The organism is Moraxella sp. CTOTU49803, from assembly GCF_032097965.1.
Lineage (GTDB): Bacteria > Pseudomonadota > Gammaproteobacteria > Pseudomonadales > Moraxellaceae > Faucicola > Faucicola tetraodonis.
This window is the reverse complement of record NZ_DAMCJP010000005.1, coordinates 137,791-155,738: the sequence shown is the minus strand read 5'-3', so window position 1 is coordinate 155,738 and position 17,948 is coordinate 137,791. Positions and strand designations below refer to the sequence as shown.

The 17,948-nt window shown below is 43.4% G+C and carries 18 protein-coding genes; 11 read left to right on the top strand and 7 right to left on the bottom strand.

Going from position 1 to position 17,948, the window contains the following annotated elements:
* The 5 genes from RT422_RS07675 to parC all read right to left on the bottom strand — a co-directional run.
* Window positions 1–175 (bottom strand): transposase (locus RT422_RS07675; protein WP_313421875.1); only part of this gene is annotated, 175 nt, incomplete at its 3' end.
* A 66-nt stretch (window positions 176–241) separates the two neighbouring features.
* Entirely contained in the window at window positions 242–412 is a 171-nt protein-coding gene (locus tag RT422_RS07670; protein WP_313421869.1) for a hypothetical protein, read from the bottom strand.
* A gap of 179 nt (window positions 413–591) precedes the next feature.
* Window positions 592–1,602, bottom strand: a complete 1,011-nt coding sequence (locus RT422_RS07665; protein ID WP_313421867.1) for a DUF262 domain-containing protein — start codon at window positions 1,600–1,602, stop codon at window positions 592–594.
* Between the two features lies 1 nt (window position 1,603).
* Window positions 1,604–2,209, bottom strand: a complete 606-nt coding sequence (locus RT422_RS07660) for a hypothetical protein (RefSeq protein WP_313421865.1) — start codon at window positions 2,207–2,209, stop codon at window positions 1,604–1,606.
* Window positions 2,210–2,230: 21 nt separating this feature from the next.
* Window positions 2,231–4,483: a DNA topoisomerase IV subunit A gene (gene parC, locus RT422_RS07655; RefSeq protein WP_313421863.1), complete on the bottom strand. Its 2,253-nt coding sequence runs from the start codon at window positions 4,481–4,483 to the stop codon at window positions 2,231–2,233.
* A 515-nt stretch (window positions 4,484–4,998) separates the two neighbouring features.
* Between parC and RT422_RS07650 the strand changes: the two genes are divergently transcribed.
* From RT422_RS07650 to RT422_RS07630, 5 genes are all read left to right on the top strand, one after another.
* Window positions 4,999–6,720 (top strand): AMP-binding protein, encoded by a 1,722-nt coding sequence (locus tag RT422_RS07650; RefSeq protein ID WP_313421874.1) that lies wholly within the window; start codon window positions 4,999–5,001, stop codon window positions 6,718–6,720.
* A gap of 125 nt (window positions 6,721–6,845) precedes the next feature.
* Window positions 6,846–8,582, top strand: a complete 1,737-nt coding sequence (locus RT422_RS07645; RefSeq protein ID WP_313421861.1) for an AMP-binding protein — start codon at window positions 6,846–6,848, stop codon at window positions 8,580–8,582.
* A 132-nt stretch (window positions 8,583–8,714) separates the two neighbouring features.
* Window positions 8,715–9,431, top strand: coding sequence for a ribonuclease PH (rph, locus tag RT422_RS07640; protein WP_060994509.1), 717 nt, complete (start codon window positions 8,715–8,717; stop codon window positions 9,429–9,431).
* A gap of 73 nt (window positions 9,432–9,504) precedes the next feature.
* Complete coding sequence (locus RT422_RS07635; protein ID WP_313421860.1) at window positions 9,505–9,987, top strand: hypothetical protein; 483 nt, start codon at window positions 9,505–9,507, stop codon at window positions 9,985–9,987.
* A gap of 165 nt (window positions 9,988–10,152) precedes the next feature.
* Complete coding sequence (locus RT422_RS07630) at window positions 10,153–10,716, top strand: c-type cytochrome (RefSeq protein ID WP_239743300.1); 564 nt, start codon at window positions 10,153–10,155, stop codon at window positions 10,714–10,716.
* A 55-nt stretch (window positions 10,717–10,771) separates the two neighbouring features.
* On the opposite strand, the gene RT422_RS07625 is transcribed toward RT422_RS07630, so the two are convergent.
* Window positions 10,772–11,572 (bottom strand): elongation factor P hydroxylase, encoded by an 801-nt coding sequence (locus RT422_RS07625; protein ID WP_313421858.1) that lies wholly within the window; start codon window positions 11,570–11,572, stop codon window positions 10,772–10,774.
* A 144-nt stretch (window positions 11,573–11,716) separates the two neighbouring features.
* On the opposite strand from RT422_RS07625, the gene RT422_RS07620 reads away from it, so the two are divergent.
* The 5 genes from RT422_RS07620 (at window position 11,717) to acpP (ending at window position 15,397) form a co-directional block, all read left to right on the top strand.
* On the top strand, window positions 11,717–12,349 hold the full coding sequence (locus RT422_RS07620; protein WP_313421857.1) for a YceD family protein: 633 nt from the start codon (window positions 11,717–11,719) through the stop codon (window positions 12,347–12,349).
* 246 nt (window positions 12,350–12,595) lie between these two features.
* Window positions 12,596–12,781: a 50S ribosomal protein L32 gene (rpmF, locus tag RT422_RS07615; protein WP_007115626.1), complete on the top strand. Its 186-nt coding sequence runs from the start codon at window positions 12,596–12,598 to the stop codon at window positions 12,779–12,781.
* A 496-nt stretch (window positions 12,782–13,277) separates the two neighbouring features.
* On the top strand, window positions 13,278–14,225 hold the full coding sequence (gene fabD / locus RT422_RS07610; RefSeq protein WP_313421873.1) for an ACP S-malonyltransferase: 948 nt from the start codon (window positions 13,278–13,280) through the stop codon (window positions 14,223–14,225).
* 17 nt (window positions 14,226–14,242) lie between these two features.
* The gene (gene fabG / locus RT422_RS07605) at window positions 14,243–14,971 is read left to right on the top strand and encodes a 3-oxoacyl-ACP reductase FabG (RefSeq protein ID WP_313421855.1); all 729 of its coding nucleotides are present in this window, start codon (window positions 14,243–14,245) and stop codon (window positions 14,969–14,971) included.
* Window positions 14,972–15,154: 183 nt separating this feature from the next.
* Window positions 15,155–15,397, top strand: a complete 243-nt coding sequence (gene acpP / locus RT422_RS07600; protein ID WP_060994515.1) for an acyl carrier protein — start codon at window positions 15,155–15,157, stop codon at window positions 15,395–15,397.
* An 83-nt stretch (window positions 15,398–15,480) separates the two neighbouring features.
* Here the strand turns inward: acpP and RT422_RS07595 are convergent, their stop codons facing one another.
* Window positions 15,481–16,278: a cytochrome c biogenesis protein CcsA gene (locus tag RT422_RS07595; protein ID WP_313421854.1), complete on the bottom strand. Its 798-nt coding sequence runs from the start codon at window positions 16,276–16,278 to the stop codon at window positions 15,481–15,483.
* 164 nt (window positions 16,279–16,442) lie between these two features.
* On the opposite strand from RT422_RS07595, the gene ffh reads away from it, so the two are divergent.
* Window positions 16,443–17,909 carry a signal recognition particle protein gene (gene ffh / locus RT422_RS07590; protein ID WP_284034803.1) on the top strand — a complete coding sequence of 489 codons (1,467 nt, stop codon included), beginning with the start codon at window positions 16,443–16,445 and terminating at the stop codon, window positions 17,907–17,909.
* The last annotated feature ends 39 nt before the right edge of the window (window positions 17,910–17,948 follow it).

The window sequence follows — 17,948 nt, the reverse complement described above, 5'->3', positions numbered from 1 at the left end:
CGAGTTCTTTTAATCGTTTAACGTCAGAGGCTTCCATGCCACCGTATTTGGCTTTCCACTTGTAAAACGTCGAGCTCGCTATGCCATGCTGACGACATAGTTCTTTTACGGGTACACCAGCATCGGCTTCTTTTAAGATCGCTACGATCTGGCTTTCTGTCATTCGTTTGCTCATGCTAAAACTCCTTATTGTTAGTTTATAAGAAATTCTACGTCTGAGCTGTTTTATTTTAGGGGAGAGTTACACAATCACCGTAAATAAGGCGATAAGCCAACGGTAGCGGTGATTTTTAAAAAGTAGACTTGTGATAAGAAATACCCCAATGCCAACGTAAATATGCAAGGCATCGCGTTCTAGCCCAGTAAAGCTGACGATTTGGGTTTTGACATCTTGAAATATGGAATCATACATGGGGAGTCGCTATCGTTATTGTGATCGGTAAAGATGATGCAGAATAGCGACTTTTAAGGAAGTTGTAAATTTACGTTTTTATGTGAACTTATCACGGGATTGTTTGTCTTAGGTAGGTGTGATAGCCACTTTGTTTATCTTGAAAGTAGTTAGCTTGTATAAGTATATTTGAATTTACATTAACTGCTTTTTTCAAGAACTTCATTTTTAAGTATTTGAGCTCGCTTAACTCTAGCTTGCCTGCTATTTGTACCCGTATACATATAAGTATAATATTCTGCAAAGACATTTTTTTCAGTTGGTAAGTTTTTATTTTGCAAAACATTTTGTTCAAATTTAAGCAAGTTATGTTTTATTTTTAATAGGTCTAAGTTCGAATATTTGTATAACTCAATCAATAGTGTGAAAAAATTAGATTTTCTATACCATATTGAGTCATCTTTTAAACCTAAAGCTTTAATATTTTTTAAAGTTGTAATTATTTTCTCGGTAATTTCTTTTCTCTCAGGAAAGCTATCATTGTATTTAGCAACCATTTTTTCAATTTCACCATCCCTTGCGAAATATCCTTCATTAGTTATTGTTGACATAGCTGATAATATAAAATGTAAATCAGACATTCTTGAAATTTCTGAATCACTGAAAATCGGAATATGTTCTTGTTCAATTGAATCTAGAATTTCTTTAGCAGTAGATATAAACTCCCCATCATAAATTGCATTTTGTATTTCTACTTGTTCAAGATTGAATTTTGTTTGATTAATTCTTCGAAATATTTCTCTTATTAAGTTCGAATCTACATCTAATAAATCTCTAATAACTACATTGTAATTTAGAAAGTCTTTCTTTGCTTCTTCTTCTAAAGCTTTAAATTTAGGCACAAGCTTACCAAATATTTTTGAATCATCTGCTTCCTCAATATACTGAATAATTGTGCTAAGTCTTTGTTGACCGTCTACTACTACTTCCTGAGTCTCTAGCTTTTCAATATCAACCCCTGATTGGGCAATATAAATTTCAGGAAAAGGCATTCCTTTTAAGATTGTATCAATAAAAGCCTCTTTATGTTTATTAGACCAAACTAACTTTCTTTGGAAGTCAGGCTGCAATATAAGAGTTTTATTTTTTACTCTATTGTAAAGTTCACTAATTTTCTTATTACTTGGGTTAGAAGAAAGCTGTTTTGCCATGTCAAAATCCTCTTAGAATATTATAAGTATTTTCAATTCCCTGACTATAATACTTATATAAATAACTGTAATCTTTGAAAAGACCAGCTGCTACCTTATAGTTGCCTACTTCGGATTTTTCATTAGAAATTGATTCAAAAAAGTCAAACCATTCTGTTCTTAATAAATCTATTTGAAAAGAAGTAGGTAACTTATCTGGTCTCATCCAACCTTTTATTAAATAACGCATAAATTCATAGTAAGTAGATTTTTCTAAGTTACTTACTATCCGATGATTTTTATCCATTTTGTATTGGTAATCACAAATTTGGGAATAAAATTTTTCAAAAAGTTTATTGTTAACCATAACAACATCAATATCTGAATCATAATCGAATAGCTTTTCTTTGTGATAGCTAAAGCCAAGTTTTGCAGATCCCACTATGAATACTTCGTGGAAACTAATATCAAATTTAGTTGCAATCCTATTTCTAAACTCAAAATATTCTTCCTCTCTGTTTGAAAAAACGTGAGGAGTACCATGAAATAAATATTTACTCACGAAGTTTATTCTTTTATCTTGAGTATCTAGCCCCTTTATCATGTCAAGGCATTCATCACGATTCATTTTTCAGTCCATTAAAAGTTTTTACACAGCTGTTATAATTGAATTCACTTTTTGAAACCCTTTTGGCAAGAGTGCCCCGCGTCGACCGCGTGTGCCCATAAAATTGGCAATATCCATCGGTTTGAGCGTCAAGGTGCGTTTACCACTGTCCAATGCCAAACTATCCCCTTCGGCAAATGTGGTGATGGCGACCACGCTGTCACCGTCTTTTAAATCAATCAGCTTGTTGCCTTTGCCTTTTTTCATCATCGGTAACTCAGTTAATGGGTATACCAGCAAATGCCCTGCCGAGCTGACCACGCCAACTAGCGTATCTTGCTCACCAATTTGGTGGGTTATTAAACTAAAAGCGTCATCAAAATTAATCACATTTTTGCCCGCTTTTTGGTTGGTATCAAGATCAGCAAAGGTGTTAATAAAGCCATAGCCTTGCGAGCTTGCCATGATGAGTTTACTGTCATCTTGTCCCATCAGTACATTGACAAAACTTGCCCCACCCGTAGGTTTTAGCAGACTTGTGAGCGGCTCGCCTTGCCCCCGCGCAGAGGGTAAGGTATGGGCATCGAGGCGATAGCTGCGACCGGTGTTATCCATGAGATAGACTTTTTCATTGGATTTGCCTTGGGCATGGGCAAGATAGGCATCGCCCGAACGGTAATTCATATTGGCGGCATCGACATCGTGCCCTTTGGCGGAGCGAATCCAGCCTGATTTTGACACGATGACCGTTACAGGCTCGCTTGGGGCTAGGTCAGTTTCTTTAAGCGCGGTGGCTTCCGTGCGTTCTACAATCGGCGATTGGCGTTTGTCGCCATGCTCTTTCATATCGGCAGTGAGCTCTTCAATCATTAAGCCCGTCAATTTGTCTGGGTTGTTCAAGTATGCTTCGATTTGGGCTTTTTCTGTCTCTAAGTCACTTTGTTCACGTTTAAGCTCAATTTCTTCAAGGCGTGCCAGTTGACGCAGACGAATATCCAAAATCGCGTTGGCTTGGATTTCGGTCAAATCATAGCGCGTCATCAATTCTGCTTTTGGGTCGTCTTCCTCACGGATGATACGGATGACTTCATCAATATGAAGATAGGCAATCAGCAAACCTGCCAAGATATGCAGGCGCTGCTCGATTTTATCCAAGCGGTATTGCAAACGGCGCGTGACGGTATCTCGGCGCACAGACAGCCATTCGGTGAGAATGGTAAGCAGTGATTTGACTTGGGGTTTGCCATTGGTGCCAATCATGTTGAGATTAACGCGGTAATTACTCTCAAGGTCAGTACTGGCAAACAAATGGCTCATCATCGGCTCGATATCAACACGGTTAGAGCGCAGCTCAAGCACGATACGGCAAGCGTTTTGGTGGTCGGATTCGTCATGGATATCGGTCACCCAAGGCAGTTTTTTGGCATTTATTAAATTGGCAATTTGCTCAATGATTTTATTGCCGGAGATTTGATAGGGTAGCGCATCGATGATGACTAAGTTTTTTTCTTTGTCATCGACATGATAAGTAGCGCGCATTTTGTAGCTACCACGACCCGTTTTATATAGCTGTAGCAAATCCTCAGGCGAGGTGATGATTTCTGCTTTGGTTGGCAAATCGGGTGCAGGGATATACTTTGCCAGCTCTTTTTCCGTCATTGTGGGTTTTTTAAGCAGTGCGATACAGCCTTTGACCACTTCAGACAAGTTATGTGGCGGAATATCGGTTGCCATACCGACCGCAATGCCCGTTGTGCCGTTGAGCAAGATGTTCGGTAGGCGGGCAGGCAAGGTGACGGGTTCTTGCAAGGTGCCATCAAAGTTGTCTTGCCAATCGACAGTGCCTTGACCGAGCTCGTTTAGCAAGGTATTGGCATAAGCCGATAGCTTGGCTTCGGTATAGCGCATCGCAGCGAAGGATTTTGGGTCATCAGGCGAGCCGAAATTGCCTTGACCGCTAATGAGTGGATAACGGTAGCTAAACGGTTGGCTCATCAGCACCATGGCTTCATAACAGGCTGAGTCGCCATGCGGGTGGTATTTACCAATGACATCACCGATAGTGCGCGCTGATTTTTTGGGTTTGGCGGTATTTTTGAGCCCAAGCTCGCTCATCGCATATACGATACGGCGCTGCACAGGCTTGAGCCCATCCGCAACGTGTGGCAATGCCCGGTCCATGATGACGTACATCGCGTAGTTCAGATACGCGTTTTCGGTAAATTCAGCGACTGAGCGAGTGGGGTTGTTCAAATCGTTTGGTTTGGTAATTTTTGCTACAAGGGTATCGGACATAATGGTTACTTAATCAATGACAAAAAATAAAAGAAAGTGCAAAAGAAAGAAAGTTCAAAACAGAGATAAGAAGTATGAGGAAATATCATAAAGCTTGAGAGTAGAAAAACAAGTATTAATCCATGACATGGCAAATTTGCCCAGTTTCACGCGTCAAACTGTGTCGCAAAAACGCCTTTTAAAGATAACTGGACACTGTAGCCGCTTTAACGCTCAAATAACGGATAACTATTTCGACGCGAAATCATTTTTATCATCCCATAAGTACAGAGAATAGGCTTGAGAATTGAATAAATATTTAGTATGTTAATAACACATTTGGCCGCGATTTTTAATATAATTTTTAGTAGTGGGATGGACCTTTTTATAAAAATTCTTTTAATTATCAATATGCTATCCGCTGATAGACCGCATACCTAAGGAAAACATTTCTCATGAATGAATCAACCACCTCAGCTCAAACCCCTGACAACAATACCCAATACAATGCGCCCATCGATACTCCCATCGATACTATGGAAGCGCAGCCACATGCGCCAAAGCTTACCGATCATCATGAGAAACCTTGGTTAAAGACTTACCAGCATTACGGCATGAACTATAACATGCAAATGCCCGGTGACGAAGTTAACCTAATGAATGTTTTTGAAAAGAATTTCGAACAATTCAATGGTAGTGATGCCTTTGTGTGTATGGGTAGTAGCATGACCTATCGTCAGCTAGATACTTATAGCCGCCAAATCGCGGCGTATTTGCAGGGTTTGGGTCTAAAAAAAGGCGATACCGTTGCGGTGATGATGCCAAATATCTTGCAATACCCAGTGTGTATGATTGGTATCATCCGCGCAGGTTTTATCTTGGTCAATGTCAACCCACTATACACCGCTCATGAATTAGCCCATCAGTTAGAAGACTCGCAAGCCAAAGCGTTATTTATCGTTGAAAACTTTGCCAAAACCTATCAAGATATCGGCAAAAAAATGGTTGATCACGTTATCGTCTGTTCAATCGGTGATTTGATGGGTACCTTCAAAGGTATGCTCGTCAATACCGTGGTCAAATATGTCAAAAAAGCCATTCCAGCTTGGCAAATTGACGGGCATGTGACCTTTAAGAGTGTTATTAAGCAAGCGTCTGCCAGTCGCTATCAGCGCCCAGAGGGTATCAAGGGCAGTGATATTGCGGTACTACAGTACACTGGCGGCACCACAGGGGTTGCTAAAGGTGCGATGCTTACCCACAGTAACTTGGTATCCAATATGCTACAGTGCCAAGAGTTCGCCAGACAAGTGTTCCCCAATCAAATGGTGGGTGAGTACGTCGTCATTGCCTTACCGCTCTATCATATTTTCTCATTTACCGCCTGTGCGCTACTATGTATGAACATGGGCTTTACCGGTGTATTGATTCCAAACCCCCGCGACCTGGACAGTTTTGTCAAAGAATTAGCAAAATATAAGCCAGTGTTCTTCCCTGCGGTGAACACATTATTTAATGGCTTGGCGCACCACGCCGGTTTTCGCGCATTAGACCACAGCAAATTGCGTTTGTCGCTAGGCGGTGGTATGTCGGTATTGCCTTCAACCGCTGAAGAGTGGAAACGTATTACAGGTACCAATATCCTAGAAGGTTATGGCTTGTCCGAAACATCACCCGTTGCCACCCTAAACCCCTTGGCACAAGAGCAATTTAGCGCCAAAATTGGTATCCCGATGCCCAACACCGACATCAAACTGCTCGATGACAACGGCAATGAAGTCGCAGCAGGTGAGCGTGGTGAGATTGCAGTTAAAGGTCCACAAGTGATGAAAGGTTACTGGCAGCGTCCTGAAGCCACTACAGAAGTAATGACAGCAGACGGTTATTTCAAAACCGGTGACATCGCTGTCATTGATGAGAAAGGCTATTTCAAAATCGTTGACCGTAAAAAAGACATGATTTTGGTATCAGGATTTAATGTCTATCCAAACGAAGTTGAAGAAGTGCTAGCGGCGCATCCAAAAGTGTTGGAAGTCGGAGTGATTGGGGTACCGAGCGAAAAAAGCGGTGAAGTACCAAAAGCGTTTGTGGTACGTAAAGACCCAAGCCTCACCGAGGAAGAGTTGCTGCAATATGCGCGAAGCGAGTTAACGGGTTATAAACGTCCCCGTAAAGTTGAGTTTGTGGATGAATTGCCAAAATCAAACGTTGGCAAAATCCTGCGTAAAGAACTGCGTAAACTTGAAGAAAAAAAGTAAGCTAATGCTTTTTGCCAAAACCCAGCTTTTCTGTATCAGATTAGTTGGGTTTTTTATTGCATCGCGCCCAACTAACCTTATAAAATTGGGGATACCAATGGGCTGTTACGAGCAATACTGAGTTTATGGATGACGCTATTTCACCAATCAATGACTGCCCGATGCATGAGATGTATGAATGGGAAGAAAATCAGCAACCGTGGCTGATTAGCTACGAGCGCTATAACATTCGTAGTACCATCGATATGCCAGATGAACAAACGTCGCTGATTAACATGTTAGAAGCGGGGTTTGCCAAACATGCGCGGCAAGTGGCGTATTATTGCGATGATCAGCAGATTACTTACGAGCAGCTAGATAAACTGAGTCTAAAAGTTGCCATTTATTTACAGCAGTTAGGGCTCAAGGTCGGTGACGCCATTGGCGTGATGTTGCCCAATATTTTGCAATATCCCGTGATTACCCTTGGCGTCATTCGTGCTGGCATGGTGTTGGTGAGTATGAACCCTTCCTACACCAGTCGCGAGCTTGAGCACCAAATGGATGATGCCGACATCAAGGCGTTGTTTATATTAGATAAATTTATTTATACCTATAAAGACATTGCCGATAACCTTAACCGCGATTTACATCATTTAATCATCTGTCGTTTGGGCGATTTAAAAAGTAAGCTTAAAGGCGCATTAATCAATTTGGTCTCAGCGACCACCGATTTGCCGCCAAAAGGTAATTGGATTTATTTTAGTCAGTTATTAGCGGGCACTAGCAAGGCTTATGAGCGCCCAAATCTCACGTTATCGAATATCGTATTAATTCAATATACCGGTGGTACCACAGGCACGGCAAAAGGCGCGATGCTCAGTCATGGCAATGTGATTGCCAATTTGCTGCAAATCGATGCGTTGATTCGCAGCGCGTATGATGAAGAAGGGCAGGAAGATATTATTTTGGCGTCATTACCGCTGTATCATGTATTTTCATTCACCATTTGCTGTGTTTTTATTTTGTATCGTGGGTTTGCATCAAGGCTCGTGCCCAATCCACGTGATATCAATGAACTGGTCAATACGCTAAGGCGTACACCGCCGCATTTTATTTTGGGGGTCAATACGCTATTTAGCGCCTTGATACAGCATCCTGAATTTCGAAGGCTAGATTTTTCCCAACTCAAAGCCACCATTGGCGGGGGCATGGCAATCTTACCTAGCGTTGCCAAAAAATGGCATACCATCACAGGGTTGCCGATTATCGAAGGGTATGGGCTTTCAGAAACCGCACCTGTGATTACCTTTAATCCGTTAACTATCGCAGAATTTACCAACAAAGTCGGGCTGCCAACCCCTGCCACTGACATCATCTTATTGGACAACAACGACCAACCTGTGCGCATTGGCGAACGCGGAGAAATCGCTGTCAAAGGTCCGCAAGTGATGGTGGGGTATCGCAATCTACCTGTCGAGACTGCTAATGCGTTTACCGCAACAGGCTATTTGCGCACAGGCGATATTGGCATCATTGATGAGCGCGGTTTTATTAAAATCGTTGACCGTAAAAAAGACATGATTGTGGTGTCAGGGTTTAATGTCTACCCAAATGAGATTGAGTCGGTGATGCTCGAGCATGCCGATGTGCTCGAGTGTGTGGCGATTGGCGTACCAAGCGCGACGCGCGGGGAAGAGCCTAAAATATTCGTGGTCAGAAAACACAACCGCGTCACTGCTGAGCAGCTACTGGCGTTTGGTAAACAGCACTTAAGTGGCTATAAACGCCCACGCTATGTCGAGTTTGTCGATAGTCTGCCCAAGTCCAATGTTGGTAAGATTTTACGTAAAGAGCTACGTAAGCGCGAAGGGCTTGAATAGCAACCTGCCATGTTGCTGACGGAATTATCTTGCTAAAACTGGGTTGGCAAGGTAGCATAAAACCACTGTAATTTTTGCCCATTGCTTAAAAACTATCTACCAAACCGTCAAGGCGGTCTTTTAGGGAATCTTATGCGTATCGATAATCGTGAAAACAACCAACTTCGCCCAATTAGTTTTGTGCGTAACTTTACCAAACATGCCGAAGGTGCCGTGCTGGTTAGCTATGGTGACACCAAAGTGCTATGTACCGCCAGTATCGAAACCCAAGTACCGCGCTGGCTCAAAGGCACAGGTAAAGGCTGGATTACTGCTGAATACGGTATGTTGCCACGTGCGACCCACGAGCGTACCCAACGCGAAGCCGCGAAGGGTAAACAATCAGGTCGTACCCAAGAGATTCAGCGGTTGATTGGTCGTAGCCTACGGGCGATGGTAGATCTTGAAAAGCTTGGGGAAAATACCATCCATATCGACTGTGACGTGCTGCAAGCCGATGGTGGTACCCGTACTGCCAGTATCACCGGTGCGGCTGTGGCATTGGTCGATGCGTTAGAAAAATTGCAAGCCGCCAAAAAACTCAAAGCCGATCCTTTGGTAGGCTTGGTAGCAGCGGTCTCTGTGGGTATCAAAAATGGTGAAGTGCTGTTGGATTTGAACTATAGCGAAGACTCAAGCTGTGACACAGATCTTAACGTCGTGATGACCCAAAAAGGCGAGTTTATCGAGATTCAAGGCACTGCCGAAGAAAAACCTTTTACCCGTGCGCAAGTGGATGAAATGCTAGCGATTGCTGAAGAAGGTATCAAACAGCTGATTGCCGAACAACAAGCAGTGCTAGGTTGGTAAAATAGCCTAACAAAACAAGCTGGGCTAGTAAGGGCGTAGGCGCTACGCCCTTGAAATCGTTATAGAGATGATTATGTTAAAAGTCACCGAGACAGGCGTTACCATTGGTTTGCAAAGTCAAGCGGCGACACCCACCATATTGACCCAAATACTTTGGGTGAGTATCGCTATTGCCGGGGTAGGGCTATTGATGGTATTTAAAATGCTATCAGTTGCCATCGGCTCGCTTATGATTTTACTAGCCATCATCGCAGGTATTGTGTGGCAATCATTCAACCGAAAAAAAGAGGTGGCGACTTTAGCAGGGGGTGAGCTGCGACTGACCCAACAGGGTTTTAGCCATCACCAAGGTGCTAAAGTCACAAGCTATCAATTATTGCCTAGCGATAGCATTGAGCCGACCACTGATGGGATGACCATCTACAATGCTGACGGTCTAACCTTGTATCACATCACAGGTTTTCATGACCCTAAACATATCAAAATCGCCCAAGCCGTCCTACAAGGCAAGCCAATCAAAACCCAAGGCAAAGCAATCAAATTACAAAGCACTTAATCAAAAAACCACACCCTATCTCAAACAGTGGTTAGGCTTAGTTACCAAATCATAATAATTTTTTTGCCAATACTTGTTAAAATCCTTAGAGATGATTAATCCACACTCTGATAATAACATTAATTATTTAATTCATATAAACCAAAAACACGGAAGGAAAGGACGATGTCGACTGCATTAAAATTTGCCACCCCATTAATCGTTGCGATGGCGCTGGTAGGCTGTAATAAAAAAACAGAAACCACAACCACAACGACTGCTTCAGCGCCTGCTACCACAGTTACCGCTAGCGCGAATGGTGCAACTGCAACCGCTACGGTAAGTACCACGACAACCTCGACCACGGCAGTTGACCCTAACATGACGCCAGAAGACCACAAAAAAGCGCGTGAAAGAATCATGAAAGATTGGAAAAAAACCAACCAAACGATTGGTGCGATGGTCAAAGACCCAAGCAAATTTGATGCCGCGCAAGTCAAAGCCGCCGCCGAGAAACTTAACCAAAATCCTTGGGTGCATTATCCAGAGACAGCCAAAGGCGGTGAAGCAAAAGATGAAATTTGGCGCGATGCTGCAGGGTTCCAACAACAAATTGATAAATTTAAAACCGCTGCCAGTGCCCTCAATGCCGCCGCTGCGACTGCAACCAGTGTTGATGGCATCAAAACCCAATTTGGTGATTTGGGCGCTAGCTGTAAATCCTGTCATGAAAAATATAAAGAAGATTAAGTTTTTATACCCAAAAAAAGGCAGTGTTCAATAACTGCCTTTTTTATTGGCCTAATTAACTTTGATAAAAATTAACTTTGATAAAATTGTGAAAGATATCAAACGAGGTCAATGGTAGCGGGCGCAGTTTAGTTAACTGGCTTAGCAAGAATTTGGCATCGGTTGACAGTTTTTGCCCCGTTTGCCAAAACTTCACCGCTTGGGCTTGTACATCAGCTTCAAAAGTGCTTTGACTGGTGTCAAAATCGGCAAACAAATTATCTTTAGACACACTAAAGGGTTTGTTGCAAGCCAGCGTCAATAAACATTCAATCGCTTGCGGCAGGATTTCTACTTGTTCAAACTGTTGTTGCTGCTGCTCATTACGTCCATCGGGCGCATACCAGTAGCCAAAGTCATTGAGCAATCGGCGTTTTTGACCTGCCATACACCAATGGCTAATTTCATGCAAGGAACTGGCAAAAAATCCATGCGCAAACACAATTTTGGCAGGCTCAGTATCGGTCGCGGCAAAATATTCAGGCTCATGCTCGCCTTTGACCAAAATCGTATCACGATGGCAAAACCACCGTTTGAACCAACCCATTAGCCATTGCACTTGTAATGCTTCCACCGATACCCATTGATAGTCAGTCAAAGGGCGATTTTTTGTCTTTGATATACTGGCGAGTACGGGCAAAAAATTAACCCTTAATGCTAAATGCGCACTTTGTTGGTCAATCACAGTTGTGTCAATATCATTGGCTAACACAGGCGCCACCGCGAATTGACTGACAAAAGGCAGCGTCATAAAGGGAAAAATAGCAAGGGTTCGTGGTGATATTTGTGCGGATATTGGCGATAGGTGTGGGGACATAGCAAAAGTAGGGTCGATAAAAATTGCTATTATACAATTTAACCGCCCGCATCGACTAGGAAATCACGCCAACAACATGCTACCATGCAATGGACGTCAGTATGCTTTATACTGTAACGCAACATAAATAACAGGAGCGGTGAAATGACGCTACATTCTTTATCAAACGTGCCATCACAATCATCGCAAGATGTACCAACAACTGCCCCATCCAAAACCGCCAATAACACCACCAGTGAGATTGGCGCCAGTGCCAGCTTGGTTAAGTTTATTGACTTGGCACGTTGGGAGCATAACAACGATAACCATTATCACTGGGAAGGCGAGGTGAGTCTCAAGGATTTGCCACGTATCTATGCCTTGGGTGATGAACATCATGACAACGATCAACCACTGGATGTGATATTAGACATTCAGAAAAAAGGGGACGTGGTATTTTGGCAATTACACACTACGGGCGTGCTTTGGCAAACCTGCCAGCGCTGCCTAGACCCCGTCGCAGTGAGTCTGGATGTCGATAGTGAGCTTGCACTGCTTGAAGATGAAAATCACGTCGCATTGCTTGATGAAGGCACAGAAATTATTCTGATTGATGAGCTAACGGATGACAATAAACTGTGGCTATTACCAATGATTGAAGATGAATTATTGGTTGATTTGCCATTAGCGCCCAAGCATGATGACTGCGAAATGGCAGTGACTGAGGTAGGCGAGTTGCCAGAGGCAGTGGCGGAAAAAGAAAATCCGTTTGCGGTACTGGCAAGCCTAAAAAGTTAATAACAACCACGCCATTATATACGCCGTCACACATGTAGTAACAAAAACTTGCCACTAAATGTCGGTTAAGGCTTTGCTAAATAGGTTTTTTTACGTATAATATGGCGTTTATAAATTTATCTGATTGTCTGTTCCAATAGTTTGCCTTATATCCGTGCCAAATATCGATATCAAGTTGTTTGCATGATGATGTAATGAGGTTAAGGGAACGATGTTTTAATAGCGAGAAGCACAGGAGCTAACCTCATGGCTGTTCAACAAAACCGTAAAAGCCGTTCACGCCGTGATATGCGTCGTTCACACGACCGCATCACAATCAATGCTGTTGCTGTAGATGCAACTACCGGTGAAAAACACATCCGTCACCATGCGACCAAAGACGGTTTTTACCGTGGTCGTCAATTATTCAAAGTAGCAGCCGTTGCTGAATAATTAGCGCAAAATGCAGGGCTTTGACATAGCTTAGTATGCATTGGCTAAGCACCAAAAAGGCTGATGATAATTCATCAGCCTTTTTTTATTTGTTTTTGATGTAAAAATACCCCAAAGAAAAAGCTAGAATTTTTTTTTCAATATGCCATAATAATCAGAGTACAATTGTACACATAAATTTATTGGCTTACTTTTGCCTGCTGGCTCGATAGTAAGTTATATTATTGCCAGCCAAGCTTGATAAGCCTATAACGTCAATCCACGCTAATGACCCATTTTGATTTTGCTGATAACTTTTGGTAAAGTAATCGACCAAAAAATTGCCCAAGCAAATTTTTTTGACCATGTTTTTTAGCGGTCTAGTAGACGCAATACAACATAAGCGGTACAACATAAGCAGTACAAGATAATAAGTTAGGACATTATGGATAACCCAATGCAAAGCCAAACCAGCGCAAATCAACCAGCCACTTCATCCCAAGACAATGCTGCCTCTATGAAATATGCTGTGATTTTCCCAGGACAAGGCTCGCAGAGTGTGGGCATGCTAAACGATTGGGCAGCCCAGTATCCTACTGTCAAAGCAACGTTTGATGAAGCCTCAAAAGCGCTTGGGTTTGACTTGTGGGCGATATGCCAAGGGGCGTCAGGTGCCGCGTCTTTAGATGATACTGCGTATACCCAACCTGCACTATTGACCGCTAGTATGGCAATTTGGCGGGTGCTGCGCGATGAGCTTGATTTACAGCCGGCATATGTTGCCGGGCATTCACTGGGTGAATACAGTGCGCTGTGTGCCGCTGGGGTGTTGAGTTTGGCAGATGCGGTAAAGCTGGTGCATCATCGTGGCCAGTATATGAGCGCCGCCATGCAATCACAAACAGGCAAAATGGCGGCGATTTTAGGTCTGCCTGATGAAGATGTACAACAAATATGTGATGCTGTGGTAGCGGCGCATGCGCAGGCAGTGGTCAGCCCAGCCAATTTTAACGCGCCAGGGCAAGTGGTGATTGCAGGCAATGTGGCAGGCGTGGATTTAGCGTCAGAGAAAATTGCTTCACTCGGTAAAAAAAGCATGCCGCTAAAAGTCAGTGTACCGTCACATTGTCAGCTGATGACGCCTGCCACCGATAAGCTTGCCGCAGAATTAGAAACCGTTACATTTAACCCGCCCAGTATTCCCGTGATACAAAATCGCCATGCGCGGGTAGAAACCGATGTGACCGCAATCAAACAAGCGTTGATTGAGCAGCTCAATATGCCCGTGCTATGGTCGACTATTGAGAATAATTTAGCAGACGCGCAAATCAGCTTACAAATCGAATGTGGTAGCGGTAGTGTGCTGACAGGACTAGCCAAACGCCAAGCGCAGAAAATTACCACACTAGCAACCGATACAGTGGCCAAACTAGATAATATAAAACAACAATTATCAGCCCAATAAAAAAACCAAGGAAGTATATGACTCAACGTATTGCATTAGTGACAGGCGCTAGCCGTGGAATTGGTCAAGCAATCGCCAAACGTCTAGCAAATGAAGGCTATCTTGTCATCGGCACTGCTACCAGTGAAAAAGGCGCAGCGGCAGTCAATGATTACCTACAAGAATTGGGGGGCGCAGGTCGTGTGCTCAATGTGCAAGATGCCGAGCAAATCAACCAGTTATTTGATAGCATTGAAAAAGAATTTGGCAATGTACAGGTACTAGTCAACAATGCCGGTATTACCCAAGATGGTCTGCTCATGCGAATGGATGACAATGCCTGGGAGCGCGTACTCGACGTGAATTTGACCTCGGTGTTTCGCACTAGTAAACGCGCCATAAAAGGCATGATGAAAGCGCGGCAAGGTCGCATTATTAATATCACCTCAGTAGTCGCTGCGATGGGCAATGCCGGACAAACCAACTATACGGCAAGCAAAGCAGGCATTGAAGGGTTTACCCGTTCACTGGCTCGGGAGATTGGGTCACGCCAAATCACGGTCAACTGCGTGGCACCAGGCTTTATCGACACTGATATGACCAGCGAGCTTGATGAAGCATTGATTCAATCCATGCTTAATACCGTTCCGCTAGCCAGATTGGGCAAACCTGAAGACATCGCCGCTGCGGTAAATTTCTTGGCAAGTGAAGAAGCAGGTTATATTACCGGCACTGTGCTTGACGTCAATGGCGGCATGTACATGTAAATGGTTTAGCCTGCCAAACACCAACCTAGCGAGCCTTAGAATGCAGTTTTTGAACTTAAAATACAGTTTTTGAAATAGTAACAGGTTGCATTATTTTATTTTGAAATAGGCAATGAGCATGATAATATGCTCTAATATGTAGTTTACTCGATATATCATATACCCCAATGCAAGGAGAGAAGCATGAGTAACGAAATCGAACAAAAAGTAAAAGCCGCAGTGGCTGAGCAATTAGGCGTGAATGCAGAAGACATCAAAAATGAATCTTCATTTATGGATGACCTCGGCGCAGATTCACTTGACCTTGTTGAATTGGTGATGTCTTTTGAAAACGAATTTGGTATTACCATTCCTGATGAAGACAGCGCACAATTAACCACGGTGCAAAGTGCTATCAGCTATGTACAATCAAAATTGGATAACTAGTTACTAGTTACTTAATTTAGCAGCTTACTTATCACTTAGTTTAGCGGCATTTTACCCCAGTTTTAGCAATAAAATTGGGGTTTTTATTTGCTTAAAATCAGCTCCAACACAAACTTCGTGCCGATAAACGCCAAGCCAAGCAAAATCACACCATATAGCGTCATATTAGCAGCTCGTTGACCTCGCCAGCCAAAGCGCCAGTGTCCAACCAATAACGCCCCAAATACCAACCAAGACAACAGACTAAACACAGTCTTGTGTACCAAATGCTGCGCCAGTAAATTGGTGGTATCGATAAAGCCCAACAACAGCGAAATCGACAATAGCAGAAAACCCACAGTAATCATATCAAACAGCAAGGCTTCCATGCTTTGGAGTGAAGGTAGTTTATCGACCCAGACACGGTGAAAGGTTTGACGTTTTAGTTCGCTGATTTGTAGCCGCAGCATAATCGCGGCAATCGCTGCCATAAATAGTACCGAATAAGCAGCCAAAGACATGATGATATGGGCTTGTAAGATAGGACTGATGGTTGATAGCGGGTGATAGGGTGCATCGCCAAAAAAACCAATCATCATGCCCAAAAATGCCAACGGCGTTGCCAAAATCCCAAGCGGCAAAATTTGGCGATAAAGACAAAATCCCCAATAAAATAACAGCATAAACAATGTCGTCAACGACACGACATTAAAAATATTAAAGTTTAGCCCCCCTTGGGTAATGATATCAGGATATAACACCACCGCATGACCCAATAACCCAATCAGCAATTGCCCAAGCACCATGCCTTTACGGATGGGCTTTTGTTGCGTAACTGCCCACATCAAATAGATGGTAGTTAAGCCATAACAGACTAACGCAAGTACGAAGATTACAAACACCCTAGCCTCATTAAAAATCATCAAATACGTGCAAAATGCGATGGTTATACTAGCATGAGCCATGCACAAATCGCGATTTTATCGGTATTATATTAGCAGTTTTAGCTAATTTAGCATAAAATAGTAAGATTATAAAATTGATAGCAATAGATTAGAGAAATTATATGTTTGAAACCTTAACCGAACGCCTGTCGACGAGTTTACGTAGTATCTCTGGTACAGGGCAGCTAACTGAAGACAATATCAAAGACACCTTGCGTGAAGTGCGTATGGCCCTATTAGAAGCTGATGTCGCCTTGCCAGTGACGCGCGATTTTGTGTCACGGGTAAAAGATAAAGCGCTAGGTCAAGAAGTCCTTAAAGAACTCGCTCCAGGTCAAGCCTTTGTCAAAATCGTCTATGACGAGCTGACCGAGATGATGGGCAGTGCTAACCAATCACTTGAAATGACAGGCAAACCACCTGTTGTCTATCTACTAGCGGGTTTGCAAGGGGCGGGCAAAACCACCACAGCCGGTAAACTTGCCAAATATCTGCAAGAGCGCCATAAGAAAAAAGTCATGCTAGTCTCTGCCGATGTCTATCGCCCCGCAGCAATCAAGCAGCTTGAGCAAGTCGCTGAGCAAGTCAAAGCCAATTTTGTGCCATCGAGAGCTGACCAAAACCCGATTGATATCGCCAAACGCGCCATCGAACAAGCCAAAGTACAGTTTCAAGATATTTTGATTATCGATACCGCAGGTCGTCTACACATCGACGAAGCCATGATGGACGAAATCAAAGCCTTAACCGCAGCGGTCACTCCGTCAGAAACCTTATTTGTCGTTGACTCAATGACCGGTCAAGATGCGGCAAATACTGCAAAAGCCTTTAATGATGCGCTACCTTTGACTGGCGTGATTTTGACCAAGACTGACGGCGATGCGCGCGGTGGTGCGGCGTTGTCGGTACGTGCCATCACTGGCAAACCGATCAAATTCTTGGGTCGTGGTGAAAAACTTGATGCGCTTGAGCCCTTCCACCCTGAGCGTGTGGCACAGCGTATCTTGGGCATGGGTGACGTGCTGTCACTGGTCGAAGAAGTCGAGCAAAAAATTGACCGCGAAAAAGCGGAAAAAATGGCGAAAAAAATCCAAAAAGGCGGTGAGTTTGACCTTGAGGATTTGCTAACCCAATTCCAACAAATGAAGAATTTGGGCGGCATGGCGGGCTTCTTGGATAAAATGCCAGGCATGAGCGGTGCGGATATCCAAAAAGCGGTATCAGATGCCAAGCCAGAAGAAAAGGTCAAAGAAATGGAAGCGCTCATTCATTCCATGACCCCATTTGAACGTAAAAACCCTGATAAAATCAACCCGAGCCGTAAACGCCGTATCGCGGCAGGCGCAGGTAAAGACGTACAGCATGTCAATCAGCTGTTAAAGCAGCACAAGCAAATGGCAAAAATGATGAAAATGCTATCCGACCCATCGGGCATCAGTAAAATGATGAAAGCGGTGCAAGGGTTGACCAAAGGCATGGGCGGTGGCGGTGGTCCATTATTTGGACAAAACAACCAAGCAGGCGCAAATACTACGACAGTCAGCGGTCAAGCCAATCCAGTTGCGCCAAAATTTAAAACCCGTTTTTAAAATTTTAATCGCAGAATTGTACTTTCAAAGCCCGTATGC

What these genes read in the sequence shown, in the direction of transcription:
- RT422_RS07670 (WP_313421869.1), bottom strand. Translation starts at nt 412, where the DNA reads ATGTATGATTCCATATTTCAAGATGTCAAAACCCAAATCGTCAGCTTT.
- RT422_RS07665 (WP_313421867.1), bottom strand. Translation starts at nt 1,602, where the DNA reads ATGGCAAAACAGCTTTCTTCTAACCCAAGTAATAAGAAAATTAGTGAA.
- RT422_RS07660 (WP_313421865.1), bottom strand. Translation starts at nt 2,209, where the DNA reads ATGAATCGTGATGAATGCCTTGACATGATAAAGGGGCTAGATACTCAA.
- parC (WP_313421863.1), bottom strand. Translation starts at nt 4,483, where the DNA reads ATGTCCGATACCCTTGTAGCAAAAATTACCAAACCAAACGATTTGAAC.
- RT422_RS07650 (WP_313421874.1), top strand. Translation starts at nt 4,999, where the DNA reads ATGGAAGCGCAGCCACATGCGCCAAAGCTTACCGATCATCATGAGAAA.
- RT422_RS07645 (WP_313421861.1), top strand. Translation starts at nt 6,846, where the DNA reads ATGGATGACGCTATTTCACCAATCAATGACTGCCCGATGCATGAGATG.
- rph (WP_060994509.1), top strand. Translation starts at nt 8,715, where the DNA reads ATGCGTATCGATAATCGTGAAAACAACCAACTTCGCCCAATTAGTTTT.
- RT422_RS07635 (WP_313421860.1), top strand. Translation starts at nt 9,505, where the DNA reads ATGTTAAAAGTCACCGAGACAGGCGTTACCATTGGTTTGCAAAGTCAA.
- RT422_RS07630 (WP_239743300.1), top strand. Translation starts at nt 10,153, where the DNA reads ATGTCGACTGCATTAAAATTTGCCACCCCATTAATCGTTGCGATGGCG.
- RT422_RS07625 (WP_313421858.1), bottom strand. Translation starts at nt 11,572, where the DNA reads ATGTCCCCACACCTATCGCCAATATCCGCACAAATATCACCACGAACC.
- RT422_RS07620 (WP_313421857.1), top strand. Translation starts at nt 11,717, where the DNA reads ATGACGCTACATTCTTTATCAAACGTGCCATCACAATCATCGCAAGAT.
- rpmF (WP_007115626.1), top strand. Translation starts at nt 12,596, where the DNA reads ATGGCTGTTCAACAAAACCGTAAAAGCCGTTCACGCCGTGATATGCGT.
- fabD (WP_313421873.1), top strand. Translation starts at nt 13,278, where the DNA reads ATGAAATATGCTGTGATTTTCCCAGGACAAGGCTCGCAGAGTGTGGGC.
- fabG (WP_313421855.1), top strand. Translation starts at nt 14,243, where the DNA reads ATGACTCAACGTATTGCATTAGTGACAGGCGCTAGCCGTGGAATTGGT.
- acpP (WP_060994515.1), top strand. Translation starts at nt 15,155, where the DNA reads ATGAGTAACGAAATCGAACAAAAAGTAAAAGCCGCAGTGGCTGAGCAA.
- ffh (WP_284034803.1), top strand. Translation starts at nt 16,443, where the DNA reads ATGTTTGAAACCTTAACCGAACGCCTGTCGACGAGTTTACGTAGTATC.